This window comes from Actinomyces sp. (genome assembly GCF_030524025.1).
Lineage (GTDB): Bacteria > Actinomycetota > Actinomycetes > Actinomycetales > Actinomycetaceae > Actinomyces.
Genome location: NZ_JAUNHI010000005.1, coordinates 39,267 through 57,345 on the forward strand (window position 1 = coordinate 39,267; position 18,079 = coordinate 57,345).

At 72.4% G+C, this 18,079-nt stretch carries 11 protein-coding genes and 3 tRNA genes; 9 read left to right on the plus strand and 5 right to left on the minus strand.

All coding sequences use genetic code 11. The annotated features are described in order from the left end of the window. Window positions 1–78 precede the first annotated feature (78 nt). The 6 genes from Q4C85_RS03685 to Q4C85_RS03710 all read left to right on the plus strand — a co-directional run bounded on the left by Q4C85_RS03685 (window position 79) and on the right by Q4C85_RS03710 (window position 6,566). Entirely contained in the window at window positions 79–1,428 is a 1,350-nt protein-coding gene (locus Q4C85_RS03685) for an AGE family epimerase/isomerase (protein WP_303139673.1), read from the plus strand. Window positions 1,429–1,517: 89 nt separating this feature from the next. Then, a tRNA-Ser gene (locus Q4C85_RS03690) sits at window positions 1,518–1,603 on the plus strand. 64 nt (window positions 1,604–1,667) lie between these two features. Continuing rightward, window positions 1,668–1,757 (plus strand) — tRNA-Ser (locus Q4C85_RS03695). A gap of 216 nt (window positions 1,758–1,973) precedes the next feature. Further along, a complete protein-coding gene (locus Q4C85_RS03700; protein WP_303139675.1) occupies window positions 1,974–5,450 on the plus strand; it encodes a S8 family serine peptidase in 3,477 nt (1,158 codons plus the stop codon). Window positions 5,451–5,576: 126 nt separating this feature from the next. Then, window positions 5,577–5,652: transfer RNA gene (locus Q4C85_RS03705), tRNA-Arg, on the plus strand. Window positions 5,653–5,744: 92 nt separating this feature from the next. Further along, the gene (locus Q4C85_RS03710) at window positions 5,745–6,566 is read left to right on the plus strand and encodes a shikimate 5-dehydrogenase (protein WP_303139678.1); all 822 of its coding nucleotides are present in this window, start codon (window positions 5,745–5,747) and stop codon (window positions 6,564–6,566) included. Between the two features lie 53 nt (window positions 6,567–6,619). Here the strand turns inward: Q4C85_RS03710 and Q4C85_RS03715 are convergent, their stop codons facing one another. Then, on the minus strand, window positions 6,620–6,898 hold the full coding sequence (locus Q4C85_RS03715; protein WP_303139680.1) for an alpha/beta hydrolase: 279 nt from the start codon (window positions 6,896–6,898) through the stop codon (window positions 6,620–6,622). 193 nt (window positions 6,899–7,091) lie between these two features. Here Q4C85_RS03715 and Q4C85_RS03720 point away from each other — a divergent pair, with 193 nt between their 5' ends. Further along, window positions 7,092–8,537 (plus strand): GuaB1 family IMP dehydrogenase-related protein, encoded by a 1,446-nt coding sequence (locus Q4C85_RS03720; protein ID WP_303139683.1) that lies wholly within the window; start codon window positions 7,092–7,094, stop codon window positions 8,535–8,537. An 81-nt stretch (window positions 8,538–8,618) separates the two neighbouring features. Here the strand turns inward: Q4C85_RS03720 and Q4C85_RS03725 are convergent, their stop codons facing one another. From Q4C85_RS03725 to Q4C85_RS03740, 4 genes are all read right to left on the minus strand, one after another. Then, window positions 8,619–9,836, minus strand: coding sequence for a PLP-dependent aspartate aminotransferase family protein (locus tag Q4C85_RS03725; RefSeq protein WP_303139684.1), 1,218 nt, complete (start codon window positions 9,834–9,836; stop codon window positions 8,619–8,621). A 93-nt stretch (window positions 9,837–9,929) separates the two neighbouring features. Continuing rightward, window positions 9,930–11,366: a MalY/PatB family protein gene (locus tag Q4C85_RS03730; protein WP_303139686.1), complete on the minus strand. Its 1,437-nt coding sequence runs from the start codon at window positions 11,364–11,366 to the stop codon at window positions 9,930–9,932. A gap of 403 nt (window positions 11,367–11,769) precedes the next feature. Next, window positions 11,770–12,381, minus strand: coding sequence for an RloB family protein (locus tag Q4C85_RS03735; protein WP_303139688.1), 612 nt, complete (start codon window positions 12,379–12,381; stop codon window positions 11,770–11,772). Between the two features lies 1 nt (window position 12,382). Then, on the minus strand, window positions 12,383–13,687 hold the full coding sequence (locus tag Q4C85_RS03740) for an ATP-binding protein (RefSeq protein WP_303139689.1): 1,305 nt from the start codon (window positions 13,685–13,687) through the stop codon (window positions 12,383–12,385). A gap of 371 nt (window positions 13,688–14,058) precedes the next feature. Here Q4C85_RS03740 and Q4C85_RS03745 point away from each other — a divergent pair, with 371 nt between their 5' ends. Next, window positions 14,059–16,128 carry an ABC transporter ATP-binding protein gene (locus Q4C85_RS03745; RefSeq protein ID WP_303139691.1) on the plus strand — a complete coding sequence of 690 codons (2,070 nt, stop codon included), beginning with the start codon at window positions 14,059–14,061 and terminating at the stop codon, window positions 16,126–16,128. Continuing rightward, the gene (locus Q4C85_RS03750; protein ID WP_303139692.1) at window positions 16,128–17,960 is read left to right on the plus strand and encodes an ABC transporter ATP-binding protein; all 1,833 of its coding nucleotides are present in this window, start codon (window positions 16,128–16,130) and stop codon (window positions 17,958–17,960) included. The genes Q4C85_RS03745 and Q4C85_RS03750 overlap by 1 nt, the downstream gene beginning before the upstream one ends. Window positions 17,961–18,079: the final 119 nt, after the last annotated feature.

Sequence of the window (18,079 nt, forward strand, 5' to 3'; positions counted from 1 at the left end):
ATACGGTGCGACGAGTCGCGTCGCGGGCCTCGGGCCGGCACAGCCGGCACCCGCGCGCACCGGGTCAAGGAGGACACCATGGGACTGGGATGGTTCGGCGCACCTGAGCACAACCGCTGGCTCGCTGAGGAGACGCACGCGCTGCTCCGCTTCGCCCGCGCGGCCGCCGTGCCGGCGGGATTCGGCTGGATCGGGTCGGACGGGAAGGTCGACACCTCCCACCCCGTCGAGCTGTGGATCACCGGACGCATGACTTTCGCCTTCTCCTTGGGGGCCCTCATGGGAGTCCCCGGCTGCCGGCGCTTCGCCGACCACGGCGTGCGCGCCCTGAGCACGGCGCTGCGCGACCATGAGCGCGGCGGCTGGTACTCCGCGGTGCACCACGAGCTGGACGAGCAGGGCCGCGGGGTCCCGGTCGACCCGGAGGGCCGCAAGGAGTGCTACCAGCACGCCTTCGTCATGCTCGCCGCCGCCACCGCCACGGCCGCCGACCGGCCCGGGGCCCACGAGCTGCTGCGCGAGGCCATGGCCGTCCAGGACCGCTACTGGTGGGACGACACCTACGGCATGCCCGTGGAGTCCTACGCCGCCGACTTCACCGACCCGGAGGCCTACCGCGGCATCAACGCCGCCATGCACACCGTCGAGGCCTACCTGGCCGCCACCGACGTCACCGGGGACACCGCCTGGCTCACGCGCGCGGTCCAGATCATCGACTTCGCGGTCAACGTTCAGGCGCGCGCCAACAGCTGGCGCCTGCCCGAGCACTACGACACGAGCTGGCGGCCCCGTCCGGACTACAACAAGGACGAGCCCGCCCACCCCTTCCGCCCCTACGGCGTCACGCCCGGCCACGGGTTGGAGTGGGCCCGCCTGACCGTCCAGGCCCGCGGCGCCCTTGTGGCCCGGTCCCTACCCGTGCCCGACTGGATGCTCGACGCCGCCGAGGAGCTGTTCGAGCGGGCGCGGTTGGACGGGTGGCGCGTCGACGGCGCCCCCGGCTTCGTCTACACGACCGACTTCGACGGCGAGCCGGTCGTCCATGAGCGGATGCACTGGGTGGTCTGCGAGGGGGTGAGCGCGGCCGCCGCGATCCGTCGGGCCCTGCTCGACGACGGCCGCGGCGAGATCGAGGTCGAGCACTACGAGCACTGCTACCGGTCCTGGCTCGACTACGCCGAGGAGTTCCTCATCGCCTCACCGGGGGTGTGGACCCACGAGCTCGACCGGGACAACCGTCCCTCGACCCGCACCTGGGCGGGGCACCCGGACATCTACCACGCCCTGCAGACCACCCTCATCCCCCGCCTGCCGGTGTGGCCGGCGATGGGGCAGGCCCTGGCCGAGGGCCGCCTCGACAAGCCTGCCGCCCACATCCCGATCAAGGCCCAGCCCGCCCGCCGCCGGGGCCTGTTCGGCCGGTCCTGACGGCGACGTGCCGGCCACCGGTGGACGACGGGCCGGCCGGAGGTGGTAGTGTCGTGCACCGTCCCGTCGGCCTCGGCTGTCCGGGACTGGGAGAGGTGACAGAGCGGCCGAATGTGGCGGTCTTGAAAACCGCTGTGCGCCTGGCGCACCGGGGGTTCGAATCCCTCCCTCTCCGCGCCCACCCGGTTTGCCCGGCGGGACGGCCGACCGGTAGGCTGGCAGTCGCCCGCCAGGGTCATGGAGATGTCGCATAGTGGCCTAGTGCGCCTTCCTGCTAAGAAGGTTGGGGATAAAACCCCTCGGGAGTTCGAATCTCCCCATCTCCGCCACCGCTTCCCACCCGAGTGCGACCCCTGGCCTGCGGGCCCGGGGTCGCCGTCCCGAGTCATCGCCGTCCGGTCAAGTCCCTTCCCACTGGTGCGGTCGCGGGACGAAGCTCCCCGCGGCGGTGTGTTCTTTGCCTCATCGCCCCGGAGTCGATACCGTCACCCGTGAGCCGTCGGCTCGCGTCTCCCGCGCCCACCCCTCGCCCAGGAAGCTGAACCGTGCCCACGATCCCAGCACGACGTCGTCTGCTCGCGGCCGCCGTCACGGCACTGACGGCCTGCGTCCTTGTCGTCCCGGCGGCCTCCGCCGCCCCCGATGACCCCTCCACCGGCTCCTCGGCTGATCCCTCCTCGAAGATCGCCCGCACCGTCACCCTGGCCGACGGCAGCCAGGCCGAGAACATTCCCGGCCGGTGGTTCATCGAGCTGACCGAGCCGGCCCAGAGTGCCGGCGGCTCGGCCTCCGCCATCGGCCAGGAGCAGGACGCCCTGGTCGAGGCCATCGACGACGCCGGGATCGAGGCCGAGGTGACGGCCGAGTACGGACAGCTGTGGAACGGCGTGACCCTGGCCGTCGACGAGGCCGAGCTCGACTCCCTGGCGGCGCTCGATGAGGTCGTCTCGATCCAGCCGGTCGTCGTCGTCCCGCGCCCCGAGTCCCAGGCCCAGGCCCAGGAGATGACGCTCTCGCAGGCCGAGGCGGCCGAAGGCGTCTCGACCCCGCAGATGACCCACGCCCTGGGCATGACCGGCGCCGACGTCGCCCAGTCCCAGCTCGGTTACACCGGCGAGGGGGTCAGCATCGGCATCATCGACTCCGGCGTCGACTACGACCTGCCGGAGTTCGGCGGCACGGGTGTACCCGGGCCTGAGCCCGCCGACGGGGATGGGTCGACGGCCTTCCCCACGGGGAAGGTGACCGCCGGATACGACTTCGTGGGCAACGCCTACGGCGACCCGGCCGCCCCGATAGCGACCCGCTACGCGGCCTCCCCGGACTCCTACCCCGACGACTGCGACGGCCACGGCACCCATGTGGCGGGCATCGCCGCCGCCGACGGGCAGCCGGGCACCGAGGAGATCCGCGGTGTGGCCCCCGACGCCGACCTCGCCGTCTACCGCGTCCTCGGCTGCCAGGGCAGCACCGGGGCGGACGTCATCGCGGCGGCCATGGAGCGCGCGGCGGCCGACGGCGTCGACGTCGTCAACATCTCCATCGGCGCCGACTTCGTCGTCTTCACCGACTACCCCACCGCCGTGGCCGCCGAGAACCTCGCCTCCCAGGGGGTCATCGTCACCGCCTCCCAGGGCAACCTCGGTGAGGGCGGACGGTGGACGATGGGCGCCCCGGCGGCGGCCGAGCACGTCCTGGCCGTGGGCAGCGTCGACAACACCGTCGAGACGAACTTCTACCTCACGGTCTCCACGAGCCCTGGGCGGGAGATCCTCTACACCGAGGCCTCCGGCTCGACCGCCGCGGTCACGCGGGACGACGATGTCGCCATCGACCTTGTGGCCGCGGGCGACCCGGCCGCCGACGGGGGGGACGAGCCGACCGACGCCTCGGTGCTGTGCCAGGCCCTGCCGGACGGCTCCCTGAGCGGCAAGGCGGTTCTCGTGCGCCGCGGGGCCTGCGCCTTTCGGGACAAGGTCCTCAACGCCCAGAATGCCGGCGCCACCGCGGTCATCCTCGACAACAACGTCGAGGGGGGCTTCATCGCCGACCTGTACGGTGAGGACAACGCCGTCATCTCCGTGCCGGTGGTCACCATCTCCCAGGCCGACGGCCAGGCCATCCGCGCGGGGCTGACCGCCGACTCCACCTTCACCTTCTCCGAGGACTACTCCGAGTTCGCGGTCCCCACCACCGGCCAGGTCTCGTACTTCTCGTCCTGGGGACTCAACGAGCACCTGTCCCTCAAGCCCGACGTCGTCGCCCCCGGCGGCCTCATCTGGTCGACCTGGCCCCTGGAGAGCGACGGTCCGCACCGGACGAGCTCGGGCACCTCGATGGCCTCCCCCTACGTGGCGGGGGCGGCCGCGCTCATCGTGCAGGCGCACCCGGAGATCAAGAACGCCCAGGGCTTCGAGGCCTTCGAGGAGGTCGCCTGGCGGCTGCGCTCGACGGCGGCGCCGGTCACCTGGACCCAGGCGGCCGGGGACCCCGCACTGCTCGAGCCCCTGGCCCGCCAGGGCGCCGGCCTCATCGCGGTCGACCGGGCGATCCAGGCCGAGCTGGAGACGGACCCGAGTGTCATCAACCTCGGTCAGTCCCAGGACTACCCGTCCGGGCGCACGCAGACGTTCACCCTGACCAACCGCTCGGCGGCGCCCGTGACCTACGCCTTGAGCCATGTCGACGCGGTGACGATCACCGGTGGCTCCTGGACCCCCGTGCAGGGCACCTCCTCGCCCGCGACCGTGTCGACCGACGGCTCCAGCGTGACGGTGCCTGCCGGGGGCAGCGCGACCCTGGAGGTGACGATCACGGCCCCGGCGGGGATCGACGACGGTGACTTCTACGGCGGCTGGATCGTGCTCACCCCGGCGTCGGGGCAGGCGGCCGTGCGCATCCCCTTCTCCGGGGTCGGCGGCAACCTCGGCCAGGCCGAGGTCTTCGGGCCCAACACCGCCGTGGTCGACGCCGAGGGCGTCCCGGTGGACACCGCCACCTACGTCTTCGGCTCCTCGACGCGGACCACCGAGGGGATGTATGAGGACCGCCCCGGCGTCCTCATCGAACCGCTCATCCCCTTCCGCGGCGCGCTGCTGGAGGTCCTGGGGGTGGCCGCCGACGGGACCGTCACCGAGCTCGGTCAGGCCACCATCGACGAGAACTGGTACCTGCGCTCCGACGCCCCGTCGCTCGTGTGGGACGGCAGTTATGTCGATGAGTCGGGGGCGGTCCAGCAGGCGCCCACCGGGCAGTACCAGCTGCGGGTCAGTGTCCTGCCGGTGGGTGACGACGGCCGGCGCCCCGAGGACTGGGCGACGTGGACCTCCCCGACGATCAGCATCGACTGGAAGACCGAGGGGTACATCGAGCAGTCCGAGCTGAGCGTCGTGTCCCCGGCCGATGCCGTCGCTCTTGTCGACGACAACATCTTCACCACTGTCGAGCAGGACACGACCGCGCCCTACGACTCCGACCTGGGCGCCGTCTACGACCTGACCAGGGTGCACTACACGCCCGACCAGGAGCTCGCCTCGGCCCACGCCACGAGCTGGACGGTGTCGACCTCCCTGGATGGGGTGACTTGGACCGAGGCCGCCTCCGGCCAGATCGACCCGGCCCGCTGGGCCCCGGCCGTCCTGGAGCTGCCCGCACCCGTCAGTGCCCGGTTCCTGCGCGTCGAGCTGGCCAACGCCCAGACGGGCCAGGACGTCAGTATTGGGGCGGCCGAGATCCGCGCGGCCGGCGAGCGCTCGGCCAACCAGCCCACGGCGCAGCCCACCGACCCGGCGAGTGGTGGGGCGACCAGCCCGGCCACGGCGCAGCCGACCGGCCCGGCTGCGAGTGGCGGGACGACGGGCGGGGCCGCCGGCGGGACGGCCGGAGCCTCGACCGGGGCCTTGGCCCCGGGGCACGCCGGCACCTGGCTGGCACGCACCGGCGCGACCGGAGGACTGATCGTCGTCGCCATCGGGCTGCTCGCCGGCGGTGCGCTGCTCATGGTGCGCCGCCGACGGGCCTGAGCAAGCCGCGACGGCACCTGGCGCCGGAGGGCGGACGACGACGTCTCTTGTGCCGAGACTCACTGCCCCCCGATTTGGCGGACCCCCCGCCCGCGGGTAATCTTCCTGACTGTCAGTCCTGACATCGCGCCTGTAGCTCAACGGATAGAGCATCTGACTACGGATCAGAAGGTTGGGGGTTCGAATCCCTTCGGGCGCACCAACGCCCCGCCATCGGCTGACAAGTCGGCGACGGGGCGTTTTCCAATGCCCGGAAACGATGAACCGGGGCGGCGCGCGTGGCACGATTGGCCTATGCGAGACATCAGCAAGGACACTCGGCTCTGCATCTCCCTGTCGGCCCGTCCGACCAACATCGGCACGCGCTTCCACAACTACCTCTACGAGCTCCTCGACCTCGACTTCGTCTACAAGGCCTTCACGACCACCGACATCACCGCGGCCATCGCGGGCGTGCGGGGCCTGGGCATCCGCGGCTGCTCGGTGTCCATGCCCTGGAAGGAGGACGTCATCGCACTCGTCGACGAGATGACCCCCTCGGCGCAGGCCATCCACTCGGTCAACACGATCGTCAACGACGACGGCCGGCTGGTCGCCTACAACACCGACTTCATCGCCATCCGCACCCTGCTCGACACCCACGAGGTGCCCCGCACCTCCTGTGCCGTGCTCGGCGCCGGAGGCATGGCGAAGGCCTGCGTCGCCGCCCTGACCGACGCCGGATTCGGGCCCGGCACCGTCGTCGCCCGCAACGCCACCTCCGGCCCTGCCCTGGCCGAGCAGTACGGCTGGAGCTGGGCGGCCGCTCCCGAGGAGCTGGCCGACGGCGCCGCCGAGCTGCTCCTCAACGCCACCCCCGTGGGCATGGCGGGCGGCCCCGCGGAGAACGACCTGCCGGTGGGCCCCGAGCTCATCGAGGCCGCCCGGACCGTCTTCGACGTCGTCGCCTTCCCCTCCCGCACCCCCCTCGTGCGGGCGGCCGAGGCCGCGGGCAAGCCGGTCATCAGCGGTGCGGAGGTCATCGCGCTCCAGGCCGCCGAGCAGTTCGCCCTCTACACCGGGGTGCGTCCCACCCCCGAGCAGGTCGCCGAGGCCTCCCGGGTCTCACGCGCCTGAGCACCCCCGCCGCGGCGGGGCGGCCGGGGGCTCTCCCGCCCCCGGCCGGCCGCTCAGCCCTCGAAGGGCGGCAGGGGATCGGAGGGGCAGGTCTGCTCCTGGGCGGGCAGCGTGCCGGACACGAGGAACTCGCCTATGCGCTGGGTCGAGCAGCTGTTCGCCCCGAGCTGGCCGTGAATCGCGGCATCGACCGTGAGCAGGTGCCAGTTGTCGAACTGCTCGCACAGCGCCGCAGTCTCCCGGCCATTGGTCACCATCGTCTCGGCGGTTGCGGCCGTGGCCGCGTGCTCGGGTTCAGGGGCTGGCAGGCGGTGGCGGTCAGGATCAGGCATGCGGCGGTCGTCAGGGCACAGGTCAATGAGCGTCTCACACGTCTCATGACGCCACTGTCCCCCCGGGGCGGGGAGCCCAGGCCTCCTCCCCGAGAACAAGATCACGGTTCGATCACGGCCGCGGTCGGCGCGGTGCAGGGCGGCGCGGAAACAAGGGGGCGGTGGGTCGGGGGCGGGCCGATAGGATCGAGGCGTGCAGTTCCTCAACGGTATGACCCCGACCTTCGATCTGACCTACGACGACGTCTTCATGGTCCCCTCGCGCTCGGGCATCCACTCGCGCACGGCGGTCGACCTGTCGACCCGGGACGGGTCGGGCACCACGATCCCGCTGGTCGTGGCCAACATGACCGCTGTGGCGGGCAAGCGCATGGCCGAGACGGTCGCCCGGCGGGGCGGGCTGACGATCGTCCCGCAGGACATCCCCCTGGACGTTGTCGCGGACACGGTCTCCCGGGTCAAGGCCTCCCACCTCGTCTACGACACCCCCGTGACCGTCAAGCCGCACCACACCTGCGGTTACGCCCTTGGCCTCATCCCCAAGCGCGCCCACGGCGCCGCCGTCGTCGTCGACCCCGCCACGGGCGTGCCCGTGGGCCTGGTCGACGTCGGGGACGTCTCCGACGTCGACCGCTTCACCCAGGTGCGCGAGGTGATGAGCACCGAGTTGCTCACCCTGCCCGAGGGGATCGACCCGCGCGAGGCATTCGCCCGCCTCAAGGCCGCCCACCGCCGGCTGGCACCCGTCGTTGACGCCTCCGGCCGGCTCGTCGGACTGCTCACCCGCTCCGGCGCGGTGCGCGCGACCATCTATACCCCCGTCGTCGACGCCTCCTCCCGGCTGCGGGTGGGCGCCGCCATCGGCATGAACGGGGACACGGCCCGCAAGGCCGCCGAGCTCGTCGAGGCCGGAGTCGACGTGCTCGTCGTCGACACCGCCCACGGGCACCAGGACCGGATGGTCGAGGCGGTGGCGGCGGTGCGTGCGGCACTGCCCGCGGACCTGCCGGTTGTCGCGGGCAACGTCGTCTCGGCGGCCGGGGTGCGCGACCTGGTCGAGGCCGGCGCCTCGATCGTCAAGATCGGGGTGGGCCCCGGTGCCATGTGCACCACCCGGATGCAGACCGGCGTCGGGCGGCCCCAGTTCTCCGCGGTCCTGGAGTGCGCCGAGGAGGCGGACCGCCTGGGCGCCCACGTGTGGGCCGACGGCGGGGTGCGCCACCCGCGTGACGTCGCCCTGGCCCTGGCCGCCGGAGCCGCCAACGTCATGGTCGGCTCCTGGTTCGCCGGGACGCACGAGTCCCCGGGCGACATCCAGCACGACGCCCAGGGGCGCGCCTACAAGGAGTCCTTCGGGATGGCCTCGGCCCGCGCCGTCCAGCACCGCACCGCCGGGGAGGACGCCTTCGAGCGGGCGCGCAAGGCGCTGTTTGAGGAGGGCATCAGCGCCGCGCGTATGTACCTCGACCCGGCCCGCCCCGGGGTGGAGGACATCATTGACTCGATCGTCGCGGGGGTCCGTTCGGCCCTGTCCTACGCCGGGGCGCAGAGCATCGAGCAGTTCCGCGACAAGGCGGTCATCGGCATCCAGTCCGCCTCCGGGTACCGCGAGGGGGCGCCAGTTCCGGTGTCCTGGTGAGCCCGGCGGCAGGGCGCCCCGGGCTGCCCGCCGCCTCCGGCGCCGGCAGGGTCGGCGTCGGTCGGGTCGGCCCGGGCTCGGTCAGGTGTGGGCGGCCTCGAGGGCGTGGTGCAGGTCGTCCACGAGGTCGGCGGGATCCTCGATCCCCACGCTCAGTCGCATGAGCCGGTCGCTCAGCCCGTAGGCCGCCCGGACCGCCGGCGGGACGTCGGCGTGGGTCTGCACGCTCGGGCAGGTGACCAGCGACTCAACCCCGCCCAGGGACTCGGCGAAGGTGAACACGCGCACCGACTCCAGGAAGGTGGGGATGTCGACGTCCTCGGCCAGCTCGAAGGACACCATGCCGGAGCGACCGGGGTAGAGCACCCGCGTCACGTGGGGGCTGGACTCCAGGAAGGACACGACCCGCGCCGCATTGGACTCATGGCGCTCCATGCGCAGGGCCAGGGTCTTGAGCCCGCGCAGCAGGAGGAAGGCGTCGAAGGGCCCGAGGTTCGCGCCGGTCGTGTTGAGCATGTACTGGAGCCGCTCGCCCAGGGCGGGGTCGGCCACGACCAGGGTGCCCGCCATGAGGTCGTTGTGACCGCCGAGGTACTTCGTGGCCGAGTACACCGCGACGTCGGCACCCAGCTCGAGCGGGCGGCAGATGATCGGGGTGTAGAAGGTGTTGTCGACCGCAAGGAGGGCGCCGGCCTCATGGGCCCACCGGGCCGCCTCGGCGATGTCGATCTGGACCATCATCGGGTTGGTCGGCGTCTCGATGAGCACGAGGGAGGCGGGGCGTGCCAGGGCCTCGCGCAACCCCTGGGAGCCGACGACGAAGTCGACCTCGTAGACGCCCTGCTCGGCCAGCACCGCCAGGTAGCGGTAGGTGCCGCCGTAGACGTCCTCGAGTGCCACGATCCGGGAGCCGGGAGCGGCCAGGGTCGTGACCGCCAGCTGGACGGCGGCCATCCCGGAGGTCAGGGCGAAGCCGGCCGCACCGCCGTCGAGCCGGGCCAGGGCGTCCTGGAGGACGTCACGGGTGGGGGCGGCGGTGCGCGTGTAGTCATAGCCGGTGGACTGGCGCATGCCCGGGTGGCCGAAGGCGGTTGACAGGTGGATCGGGGCGGTGATCGCCCCGGTGGTGGGGTCGGTGGAGGTGCCTGCGTGCGCTAGCAGCGTGTCGATCCCCCAGGACTCGGCCTGGTCGGGCCACAGGGCCCAGGAGGGGTGGTGGTGGATCGGTGCGCTGCGACACTCGGAGCGGTCGTCGTAGGCGGGGTTGGAGGACTCGGGGGACGGGGGCGTGTGGCTCATCGGTGGTCCTGGGTCGTGGGGCCGGGCTGGGTGTGGCGATCTCGAGGTGTCATATGTCCCGAAGTCGAGGTGTCATATGTCCCGATCTCGGGGTTAGGCGGACAGGGGGACGGGGCGGCTGGTCCGGCGGGACAGGAGCGCCTCGACCCCTGCGGCCAGCCGGTCGAGGGCCGCATCAAGGGTGGCGCGCGGGCAGGCGACGTTGATGCGGGTGAAGCCCTCGCCGCCGGCGCCGAAGATCGCGCCGTCGTCGAGCCACAGGCCCGCCTCCTCCAGCAGGAAGGCGTCGAGCTCGCCGGCCCGCAGCCCCGAGGCCGCCAGCAGCCCCGAGCAGTCGAGCCACAACAGGTAGGTGCCCTCGCAGGGGCACGCCTCGACCCCGGGGATCGCCTCGAGGCGCCTCACGACGTGGCGGCGGGCCGCGGCGATGTGCTCGCGCAGCTCCTCGAGCCAGGCGTCGCCGGACTCGTAGGCCGCGCGGCAGGCGGTCAGCCCCAGGGCGTTGGGCTGGGAGTAGCCGGTGGCGGCGAGCTCGCGGGTGAAGGCCTCGCGCAGCCCGGGGTCGGGGATAAGGATGTTGGCGATCTGGAGCCCCGCCAGGTTGAAGGCCTTCGAGGGCGAGGTGCAGGTGATCGTGCGCGCGGCGACCTCCGCGCCCAGGGAGGCGAAGGGCGTCGTGCGGTGACCGGGCAGGGTGAGGTCGGCGTGGATCTCGTCGGCCACGACCCGCACGCCGTGGCGGCCGGTGATCTCCGCCAGCTCGGTGAGCTCGGCGGCCGACCACACGCGGCCCACCGGGTTGTGCGGGTTGCACAGGAGCAGGAGCCGGGCGCCCGTGCTCGTCAGGGCCTCCTCGAGGGCGGCGGGGTCGCGGCGGTAGACGCCGTCGGCCCCGCGCACGAGCGGCACGGAGACGACCGTGCGGCCGTTGGCCTCGACGACCTCCCGGAAGGGGTAGTAGACGGGCTCCTCGATGACCACGGCCCTGCCCGGCTCGGTCAGGGCGCGCACGGCCAGGGCCAGGGCCGGTACGACCCCGGCGGTGATGACGTTCCACGCCGGGTCGACGGCCCAGTCGTAGCGGCGGGCGAACCAGTCAACGAGGGCGGCGTCGTAGTCGGCGTCGGGCTCGGAGTAGCCGAAGATCCCGTGACGCACCCGCCACAGCAGGGCCGAGGTGACGCATGCCGGCGCCTGATGGTCCATGTCGGCCACCCACAGCGGTAGGGCGGAGGCGGGCTTGCCGCGCTCGGCGGCGAAGTCCCACTTGAGTGAGCCGGTGCCGGTGCGGTCGTGGACGAGGTCGAAGGGGGAGATCACGCCGGGGGAGGGGACCGGGACGCCGCCAGCGCCGGGGCCGGCGGGGCCTGCGGGCCACGGGGCGCGGGCGCCTGCGGGCGGGGTGCTCGGGCTGAGGCCGGCGGATCGGCCGGGGGCCGAGGGCCCGTCAGGGTCCTGGCCAGTGGGCGTGCGCGGGGCGACGGCGGTGGCCGGACAGGCGGGGGTGGACTGGGTCCAGGCGGCGTGCATGGCTGTGGTTCCTTCGGGGCGGCGCGCACGGGCACGCCGGATCATGGCCCGGCGCGCGTGCGGCAATGACGTGGGGAGGGATGAACACGGGTCCGCCGGTGGCGGGGCCGCGGAGTGCGACGAGCGGCGCTGGCGCGGCTCGGACTCTGACCGTTACTCGGTGAACAGCGACGGCTGGCGCTGTCAGCGCATGGGCATTCGACGCGTGACGAGGGCGCGCACCTGCCGGGTACGGGTCTGTCGCGTCGAGAAGGCCATGGCGGAAGCCTACCGCGCGCCGCGCCGCGCGCGTCAAGCCGGCGATCGCGCCCCCGAGGACGCCGGGTTCGTACCTTGTGCGTCCAGATCGGCACCACAGGGTGCGCGCCCGAGACGCAAAGTACGAACGCGGGACCCGGCTGCGTCACGCCGGAGGCACTGGGAGTGTGAGGAGCCCCAGGCCGGCCAGGAGGTGCGGCATCGTCGTTGAGGGGCAGGGGCCCTGAGTGTCGATGGCTGGGAGGCCCGCGTGCGTGAGGTAGCACTGATGCGCGGCCTCGGACATCTTGTCCCAGGGGAATTCCGGTGGGATGCCCTTGTCCCCGCCCGGAGGCGCCTGCACCAGGTCGCGGTAGTGGCGCTGCGCGTCGGCCTGGTCCTGGTAGTTGCGGATCGGACCGTAGTGGGCGTTGAGCCAGACCTCGAAGCAGGGCACCGAGACGACGCCGTGCACGGCAGTCTTGCGCGTGCTCATTCTCCGGCACACCGCCAGAAAGTCGGATCGGTCGGTCCCGTCGTGGTCGACGACGATCCACACCTCATCGAAGGACGAGGTGTCGGAGCGAGGACCTTGCAGCTCCTTGGTGACGGTCAGCGGAGCTCCGTTGATGAACTTAGTCGTCACCGCGATGCTCGTGGCAACCCGCCGCTTGAGTTGGTCGAGGTAGGTCCTCTCGGTCTGCTTGCCGTTTGTGACGAGCAGGACGGTCCGCCGCTCCTGACGTGCAGGGCGTTGAGGACGACGCTTCGGCGCCACCTCAATCCTCCTCCGGGTCGGAGGCCAGGAGGAGGCGGATCGCGGTGGTGTCCACCCGTGGGATGGCGCCGAAGGCGCCGGCGAGGTAACGGCGTTGCTTGTTCGTGCCCTGGCGGGTGCTCGAGAAGTCGGCCAGGGAGTAGAGCTCGCTCATGCCGTCGTCGTTCTTCTCGCACAGCCACGCCTCGTTCTTGACCAGCAACTGTGTGGGGGAGTTGTCAAGCAGGGAGGTGTCATGCGTGGTGAAGACGATCTGCGCGCCTGTGCGGTTGAGGCCCTCGTCCTTGAACATCTCGACCAGGTTCGCCGTCAGCGTGGGGTGCAGGCTCGCGTCGAGCTCGTCGACCAGCAGGACCTGGCCCTTGTGGAGGGCGTCGAGTGCCGGGCCGACCGTGGCCAGCCAGGTGAGTGTGCCCTGACTCTGCGCGCCGAGCCTGAGCCGGTGATTCATGCCGTCAGAGCCTCGGTGGAAGAACACGAGAGACCGCTGCATGGCTTGCAGGACCTCATCCGGGATCTTGATCTCCTCGTCCTCGCTCAATGTCGCGGCGACACGTCGGATCTCCTCGAGGACCTCGGGCGGAACCTCCTGCTCCTCCAGCTCGACCCGGGTGATGCCGAGGTCGGCGGCGCGGGCGATCGCGTCCCCGAGGTCGTGCCACCACTCGGGCTTCTCCGCCAGACGGCTCATGAGCCACCGGAGTCGGGACCAACGCTCCTCATCGTCGTGGTGGATCGTGCGGATGGAGCGCAGCTCTCGACCGATGGGAGCCAGGGTCTCGTGACCGTAGCGCATGGCCACCGCGAGGAAAAGGTCCTTGGCGGTGGTGATACGACGGACCTCGGAGGTCGCGCCTCTCAGGGAGGGTCCGGCGTCAAAGGTGGGCTCGGCGTCCTCCGCGTCCTGGGTGCGAACGAAGAGCTTGCGCCACCTCGCGCCCGCGGCCCACAACTCTTCGCGGGCGATGCCCCAGGAGTAGGCCTCGACCGAGTACTGGAGGCGCCGACCCGTGTGGACGAAGTCGACCGTGTAGCGGGTCGGGGTGCGTCGGCTCGCGGCGTCGAGCAGGTAGGGCTGGTGCAGGAGGTCGCGCTCGCCCCCGACTGCATGAGACAGGCGGGTCAGCGCGTCGAGCAGGGTGGACTTGCCAGAGGCGTTCGGGCCGTAGATCGCGGCGACCCGCCAGGTCGAGTCCTGCCAGGTCGAGTCGGCGCCGGGGTTGATGGTCTTGAGGTCATGGGTCAGGTCGAGCGTGGTCTCCTCGGCGAAGCACCGGAAGTTGGCGACGGAGAAGGTGAGGAGCATGCCCCGAACGTAGCACAAGCCCCTCGTATCGGAAAAGAATTTCCCAGAGCAGGATGTCGAGTGGCTGACTGTGGTCTGATCGTCCCTGGGGTGGGAGGCGAGGTCGCCGGGTTCGTACCTTGTGCGTCCAGATCGGCACCACAGGGTGCGCGCCCGAGGCGCAAGGTACGAACCCGGGCGCCCCGGGGTGCGCACCGACGGCGGAAGGTACGAACGCGGCCGCGCGGGCACGCACAGAGCAGGCGCGTACGGAGCGTGCCTCCGGGCGCTTGCCCCCGGGAACCCCGCCCCATATGGTCGTCCCATGTCCGTCGTCATGCTCATCGCGCCAGACCACAGCTGAGGCCGTGCTCCGGCACCCCGGAGCACCCATGTGGCCCACCCCCGCGCGCTACGGCATGCCCGCGACCCGCCGAGCCGTGCTCGCGCCGCTGACGACTACGACGAGACGAGACACCATGACCTCCCGGACCCCGGCCCAGTGCGGCGCCGAGCGGACTCCGCTGCCCTACCCCATCGCCCGTCACCCGCGCCGTTGGCCGGCGACCCTGACCATTCCCACGGCCCCGCCCCCCGACCTGCCCGCCACCCCCGGAGCGCTCCTGCTCGCCCTGGGTCGTCTGGGCGCGCCCGCCATCGTGGTCGGCGTGGCCACCTCGACGGTCGTCTTCCTCAGCCAGGCCCTCGTCCCCACCGTCGTGGGCTCGCTGCTCGACACCGGCCTGGCCACAGGCCTGAGCACCGAGCTCCTGCCCGGACTCCTCGCCCTGACGGCCCTCGGGGTGGTCGGGGCGCTGGCCGCGGGGATGGAGTCCGCGACGAGCATGGCCGCGTTCACGAGCCTGTGGAAGCACGTCGTGCGCGCTCCGGCCCACCGCATCGCCCTGCGTTCACGCGCGGTGACCCGCGAGGTCGCCGGAGGTGACGCCGTCGAGACCATCCTGGGGGACACCGATCACATCGGGGAGTTCGGCTACTACGCCGTCAAGGTCCTGGGCGCGCTCCTCAGCGTCGTGGTTGTGGGCGTGCTCATGCTGCGCACCTCGGTGAGCCTCGGCCTGCTCGTCCTGTGCGGGCTGCCGGTGGTCCTGGGTCTCGTGGGCGTGCTGGTCAAGCCTCTCAACGCCCGCCTGTCCGCCCGGCGTGAGGCCCAGGGGCGCCTGTCCACCGTCACCACCGACGCCGTCGCGGGGCTGCGCGTCCTGCGGGGCATCGGCGGAGAGGACGTCTACTCGGCCCGCTACGTCCGGGCCTCGGCGCGCGTGCGCGACGCCGGCATCCGTGTTGCCGCCACCCAGGCCTCCCTGGCGGCGGTGCGAGCCGGCGCCCCCATGGTCTTCACCGCCGTCGTCGTGGGGGCCGGCGCGCAGGCGGCGCTGGCCGGAGCCATCACCGTCGGCCAGCTCGTCACCTTCTACGGGTACACCCTCTTCCTCGTCGGCCCCTTGGGGGTCATGACCGAGCTCATCCAGTTCGCCGCCCGCGCCTGGGTGGGAATCCGCAAGGTCGCCCGCATCCAGGGCGTCGAGCCGCTGACCGGCGACACGCACCTGCGGCCCGGCGCCCGCCTGGACGCCGACGGCGACCTCGAGGACGGGTCCACCGGGGTCATCCTGCGCGGGGGCCGGATGACGGCGCTCGTATGCGCCGACCCGGCCCGTGCCGCCGTCCTGGCCGAGCGGCTCGGACGTGTCGACGACGCCGCTGGCCCGGTGACCCTGGGCGGCACCGACCTGCGGGCGGTCAGCCTGGAGGAGGTGCGCGCCACCATCGTGGTCGCCGGCGCCCACGCCGAGGTCTTCGGAGGGGTCCTCGCCGAGGAGGTCCTCGGCGCTGAGGTCCCGCCATCGGCCCCGCGCCCCCTGGCCCAGGTCCTGCGCACCGGAGCCGACATGCTCGGCGCCCAGGGGCCCACTGCCGGGGACGCCGTTCCCCTGAGCGCCGAGCAGCGCGAGCGCGTGGGCGCCGCCCTCGAGGTCGCGGCGGCCGAGGACGCCGTCGACTCCCTGGGCGGCCTGGCCGGGGTCCTCACCGAGAGGGGGCGCAATGTCTCGGGAGGCCAGCGGCAACGTCTCGCCCTGGCCCGGGCGGTGGCCCGCCGCTCCCCGGTGCTCGTGCTCATCGAGCCCACGAGCGCGCTCGACTCCCACACCGAGGACATCGTCGCCCAGCGCCTGCGCGCCACCAGGCAGGGACTGACCACCGTCGTGGTCACCTCTTCCCCGCTGCTGCTGGGCCGGTGCGACGAGGTCGTTCTGCTCGCCGTCCGCGACCACGGGCGTGGGGCGGTCAAGGAGGTGGCACGTGGCACCCACCACGAGCTGATCGCCGGCTGCGCGGCCTACCGCGAGATCGTGGCGCGCGGCGGTCAAGCGCCCCCGGCCGAGTCCCCTGCGGCGCCCCTGGCCGAGCAGCCGGCCTCCCAGGACGGAGACGCCTGATGAGCCGCCGACTTCCCGTCGCCGATGGCGCCGCCGTGCGCCGTCGGGCCCTGCGGATCATCGCCGACCACGCCGGACCCCTGGCCGCAGCCACGACCGTCCAGCTGTGCGCCGCCCTGGCGGCCGTTGGCATCCCCTGGGTCCTGGGCGCCATGGTCGATCAGGTCACCGGCGCGGGCACCGAGGCCGGCGCGGCGGGTCGTGTGCACCTGCTCATCGCCGCCGTCATCGTGCTGGCGGCCGTCAACGCCGTCCTCAGTGGGGTCGGGGACTACCTCGCCCGGGTCCTGGGCGAGCGGGTCTTCGCCGAGCAGCGCGAACAGCTGATGGCCGGCGTCATGCACCTGCCGCTCAGCGTCGTCGAGTCCGCCGGCACGGGCGACCTCCTGGGGCGCACGAACCGGGACCTGGACGCCATCGGCTTCGTCGTCCAGCGGGGCGTGAGCCAGGTGATCATCCTCGTGCTCACCGTCGCGACGATCATCGGCGCCTCGGTCCTCGCCTCACCCGTGCTCAGCCTCGCACTCCTCGTCCCGCTGCTGCTCACGATGCCGGTGTCCCGCTGGTACATGCGCCGGGCGGTTCCCGGCTACCGCGCGATGAACGCCATGTGGGCCGAGCTGGACGGCAACATCGCCGAGACCGCCGACCAGTCTGCCAGCATCGACGCCCTGGGCCTGGGGGTGCGACGCAACCGGCTGTTCGACAGGATCCTCCAGGAGGCGTGGTCGACCGAGCTCTACACCCTGTGGCTGCGGATCGTCCTCATCACGACCCTCAGCCTGTCTGCCTTCGCACCGGTGGTCGCCGCCCTGGCCTGGGGGTCCTGGCTCCTCGGACAGGGCTCGGTCACCCTCGGGGCGGTGACGACGGCCGTCCTCTACGCCGTCCAGCTGCGCGCGCCTCTGGCTGAGATGACCTTCTGGATCGACACCCTCCAGTCGGCCGGCGCTGCCATGGCGCGCATCGTGGGCGTCGAGCTCGTCGAGCCCGACCGGAGGCCCACGAGCCAGGAGGTTGTCGGCGAGCCGCCACAGGCGCACGCGGTGTCCTACGCCTACCGGAAGGGCCATGAGGTCCTCCACGAGGTCTCGCTGCGGCTCGTGCCCGGCGAGAGGCTCGCGGTCGTGGGCCCCTCGGGCTCGGGCAAGTCCACCCTGGGGCGCCTGCTCGCCGGCATCCACCCGCCCACGCGCGGGCGGGTGACCGTGGGAGGGGTCCGCGGGTCGGATGGGCCCGGTGGGAGTGGGCCCGCCGTTGGCGACGACGGCGAGGCCGCCTGCGAGCAGTGCTCGGGCGTCGACCTGACCAGCCTGACCGAGGCGGCCCTCCACAAGGAGGTCGTGCTCGTCACGCAGGAGCACCACGTCTTCTCCTGCTCGCTGGCAGACAACCTGCGCCTGGCCGACCCCGGGGCCACCGACGAGGAGCTCCTCGGCGCGCTCGAGGTGGTCGGCGCCCGCCAGTGGGCGCAGCGGCTGAGCGAGGGTCTCGACACCCGCGTGGGAGCCGGCGGGGTCCAGCTCGATCCCGGCCAGGCTCAGCAGGTGGCGCTGGCGCGGATCGTGCTCATGGACCCCGCGACCCTCGTGCTCGACGAGGCCACTAGCCTCCTCGACCCCAGTGCGGCGCGCTCGGCGGAGAGGTCGCTCGACAGGGTGCTGGCCGGCCGGACGGTCGTGGCCATCGTCCACCGGCTCGACGCTGCTGCCGCCGCCGACCGGGTCGCCGTGGTCATCGACGGCCGGATCGTCGAGCTCGGTCCGCACGACGAGCTCGTCGCCGCGGGAGGGGAGTACACCCGTTTGTGGGAGGCCTGGGCGTCCGGCTGAGGGCGGCGGGCCGGTCATCGGGTTCGTACCTAGGGTGTCCGGGTCGGTGCTATACGGGGTGCGGATCCGGGGCGGAAGGTACGAAGGCGGGCGCCCGGGAGCGCCCGGTAGGAACCCGG

Bases quoted from the DNA above. Each gene is read 5' to 3' on its own strand.
- Q4C85_RS03685 (WP_303139673.1), top strand. From the start codon at position 79: ATGGGACTGGGATGGTTCGGCGCACCTGAGCACAACCGCTGGCTCGCT.
- Q4C85_RS03710 (WP_303139678.1), top strand. From the start codon at position 5,745: ATGCGAGACATCAGCAAGGACACTCGGCTCTGCATCTCCCTGTCGGCC.
- Q4C85_RS03715 (WP_303139680.1), bottom strand. From the start codon at position 6,898: ATGCCTGATCCTGACCGCCACCGCCTGCCAGCCCCTGAACCCGAGCAC.
- Q4C85_RS03725 (WP_303139684.1), bottom strand. From the start codon at position 9,836: ATGAGCCACACGCCCCCGTCCCCCGAGTCCTCCAACCCCGCCTACGAC.
- Q4C85_RS03730 (WP_303139686.1), bottom strand. From the start codon at position 11,366: ATGCACGCCGCCTGGACCCAGTCCACCCCCGCCTGTCCGGCCACCGCC.
- Q4C85_RS03740 (WP_303139689.1), bottom strand. From the start codon at position 13,687: ATGCTCCTCACCTTCTCCGTCGCCAACTTCCGGTGCTTCGCCGAGGAG.
- Q4C85_RS03745 (WP_303139691.1), top strand. From the start codon at position 14,059: ATGTGGCCCACCCCCGCGCGCTACGGCATGCCCGCGACCCGCCGAGCC.
- Q4C85_RS03750 (WP_303139692.1), top strand. From the start codon at position 16,128: ATGAGCCGCCGACTTCCCGTCGCCGATGGCGCCGCCGTGCGCCGTCGG.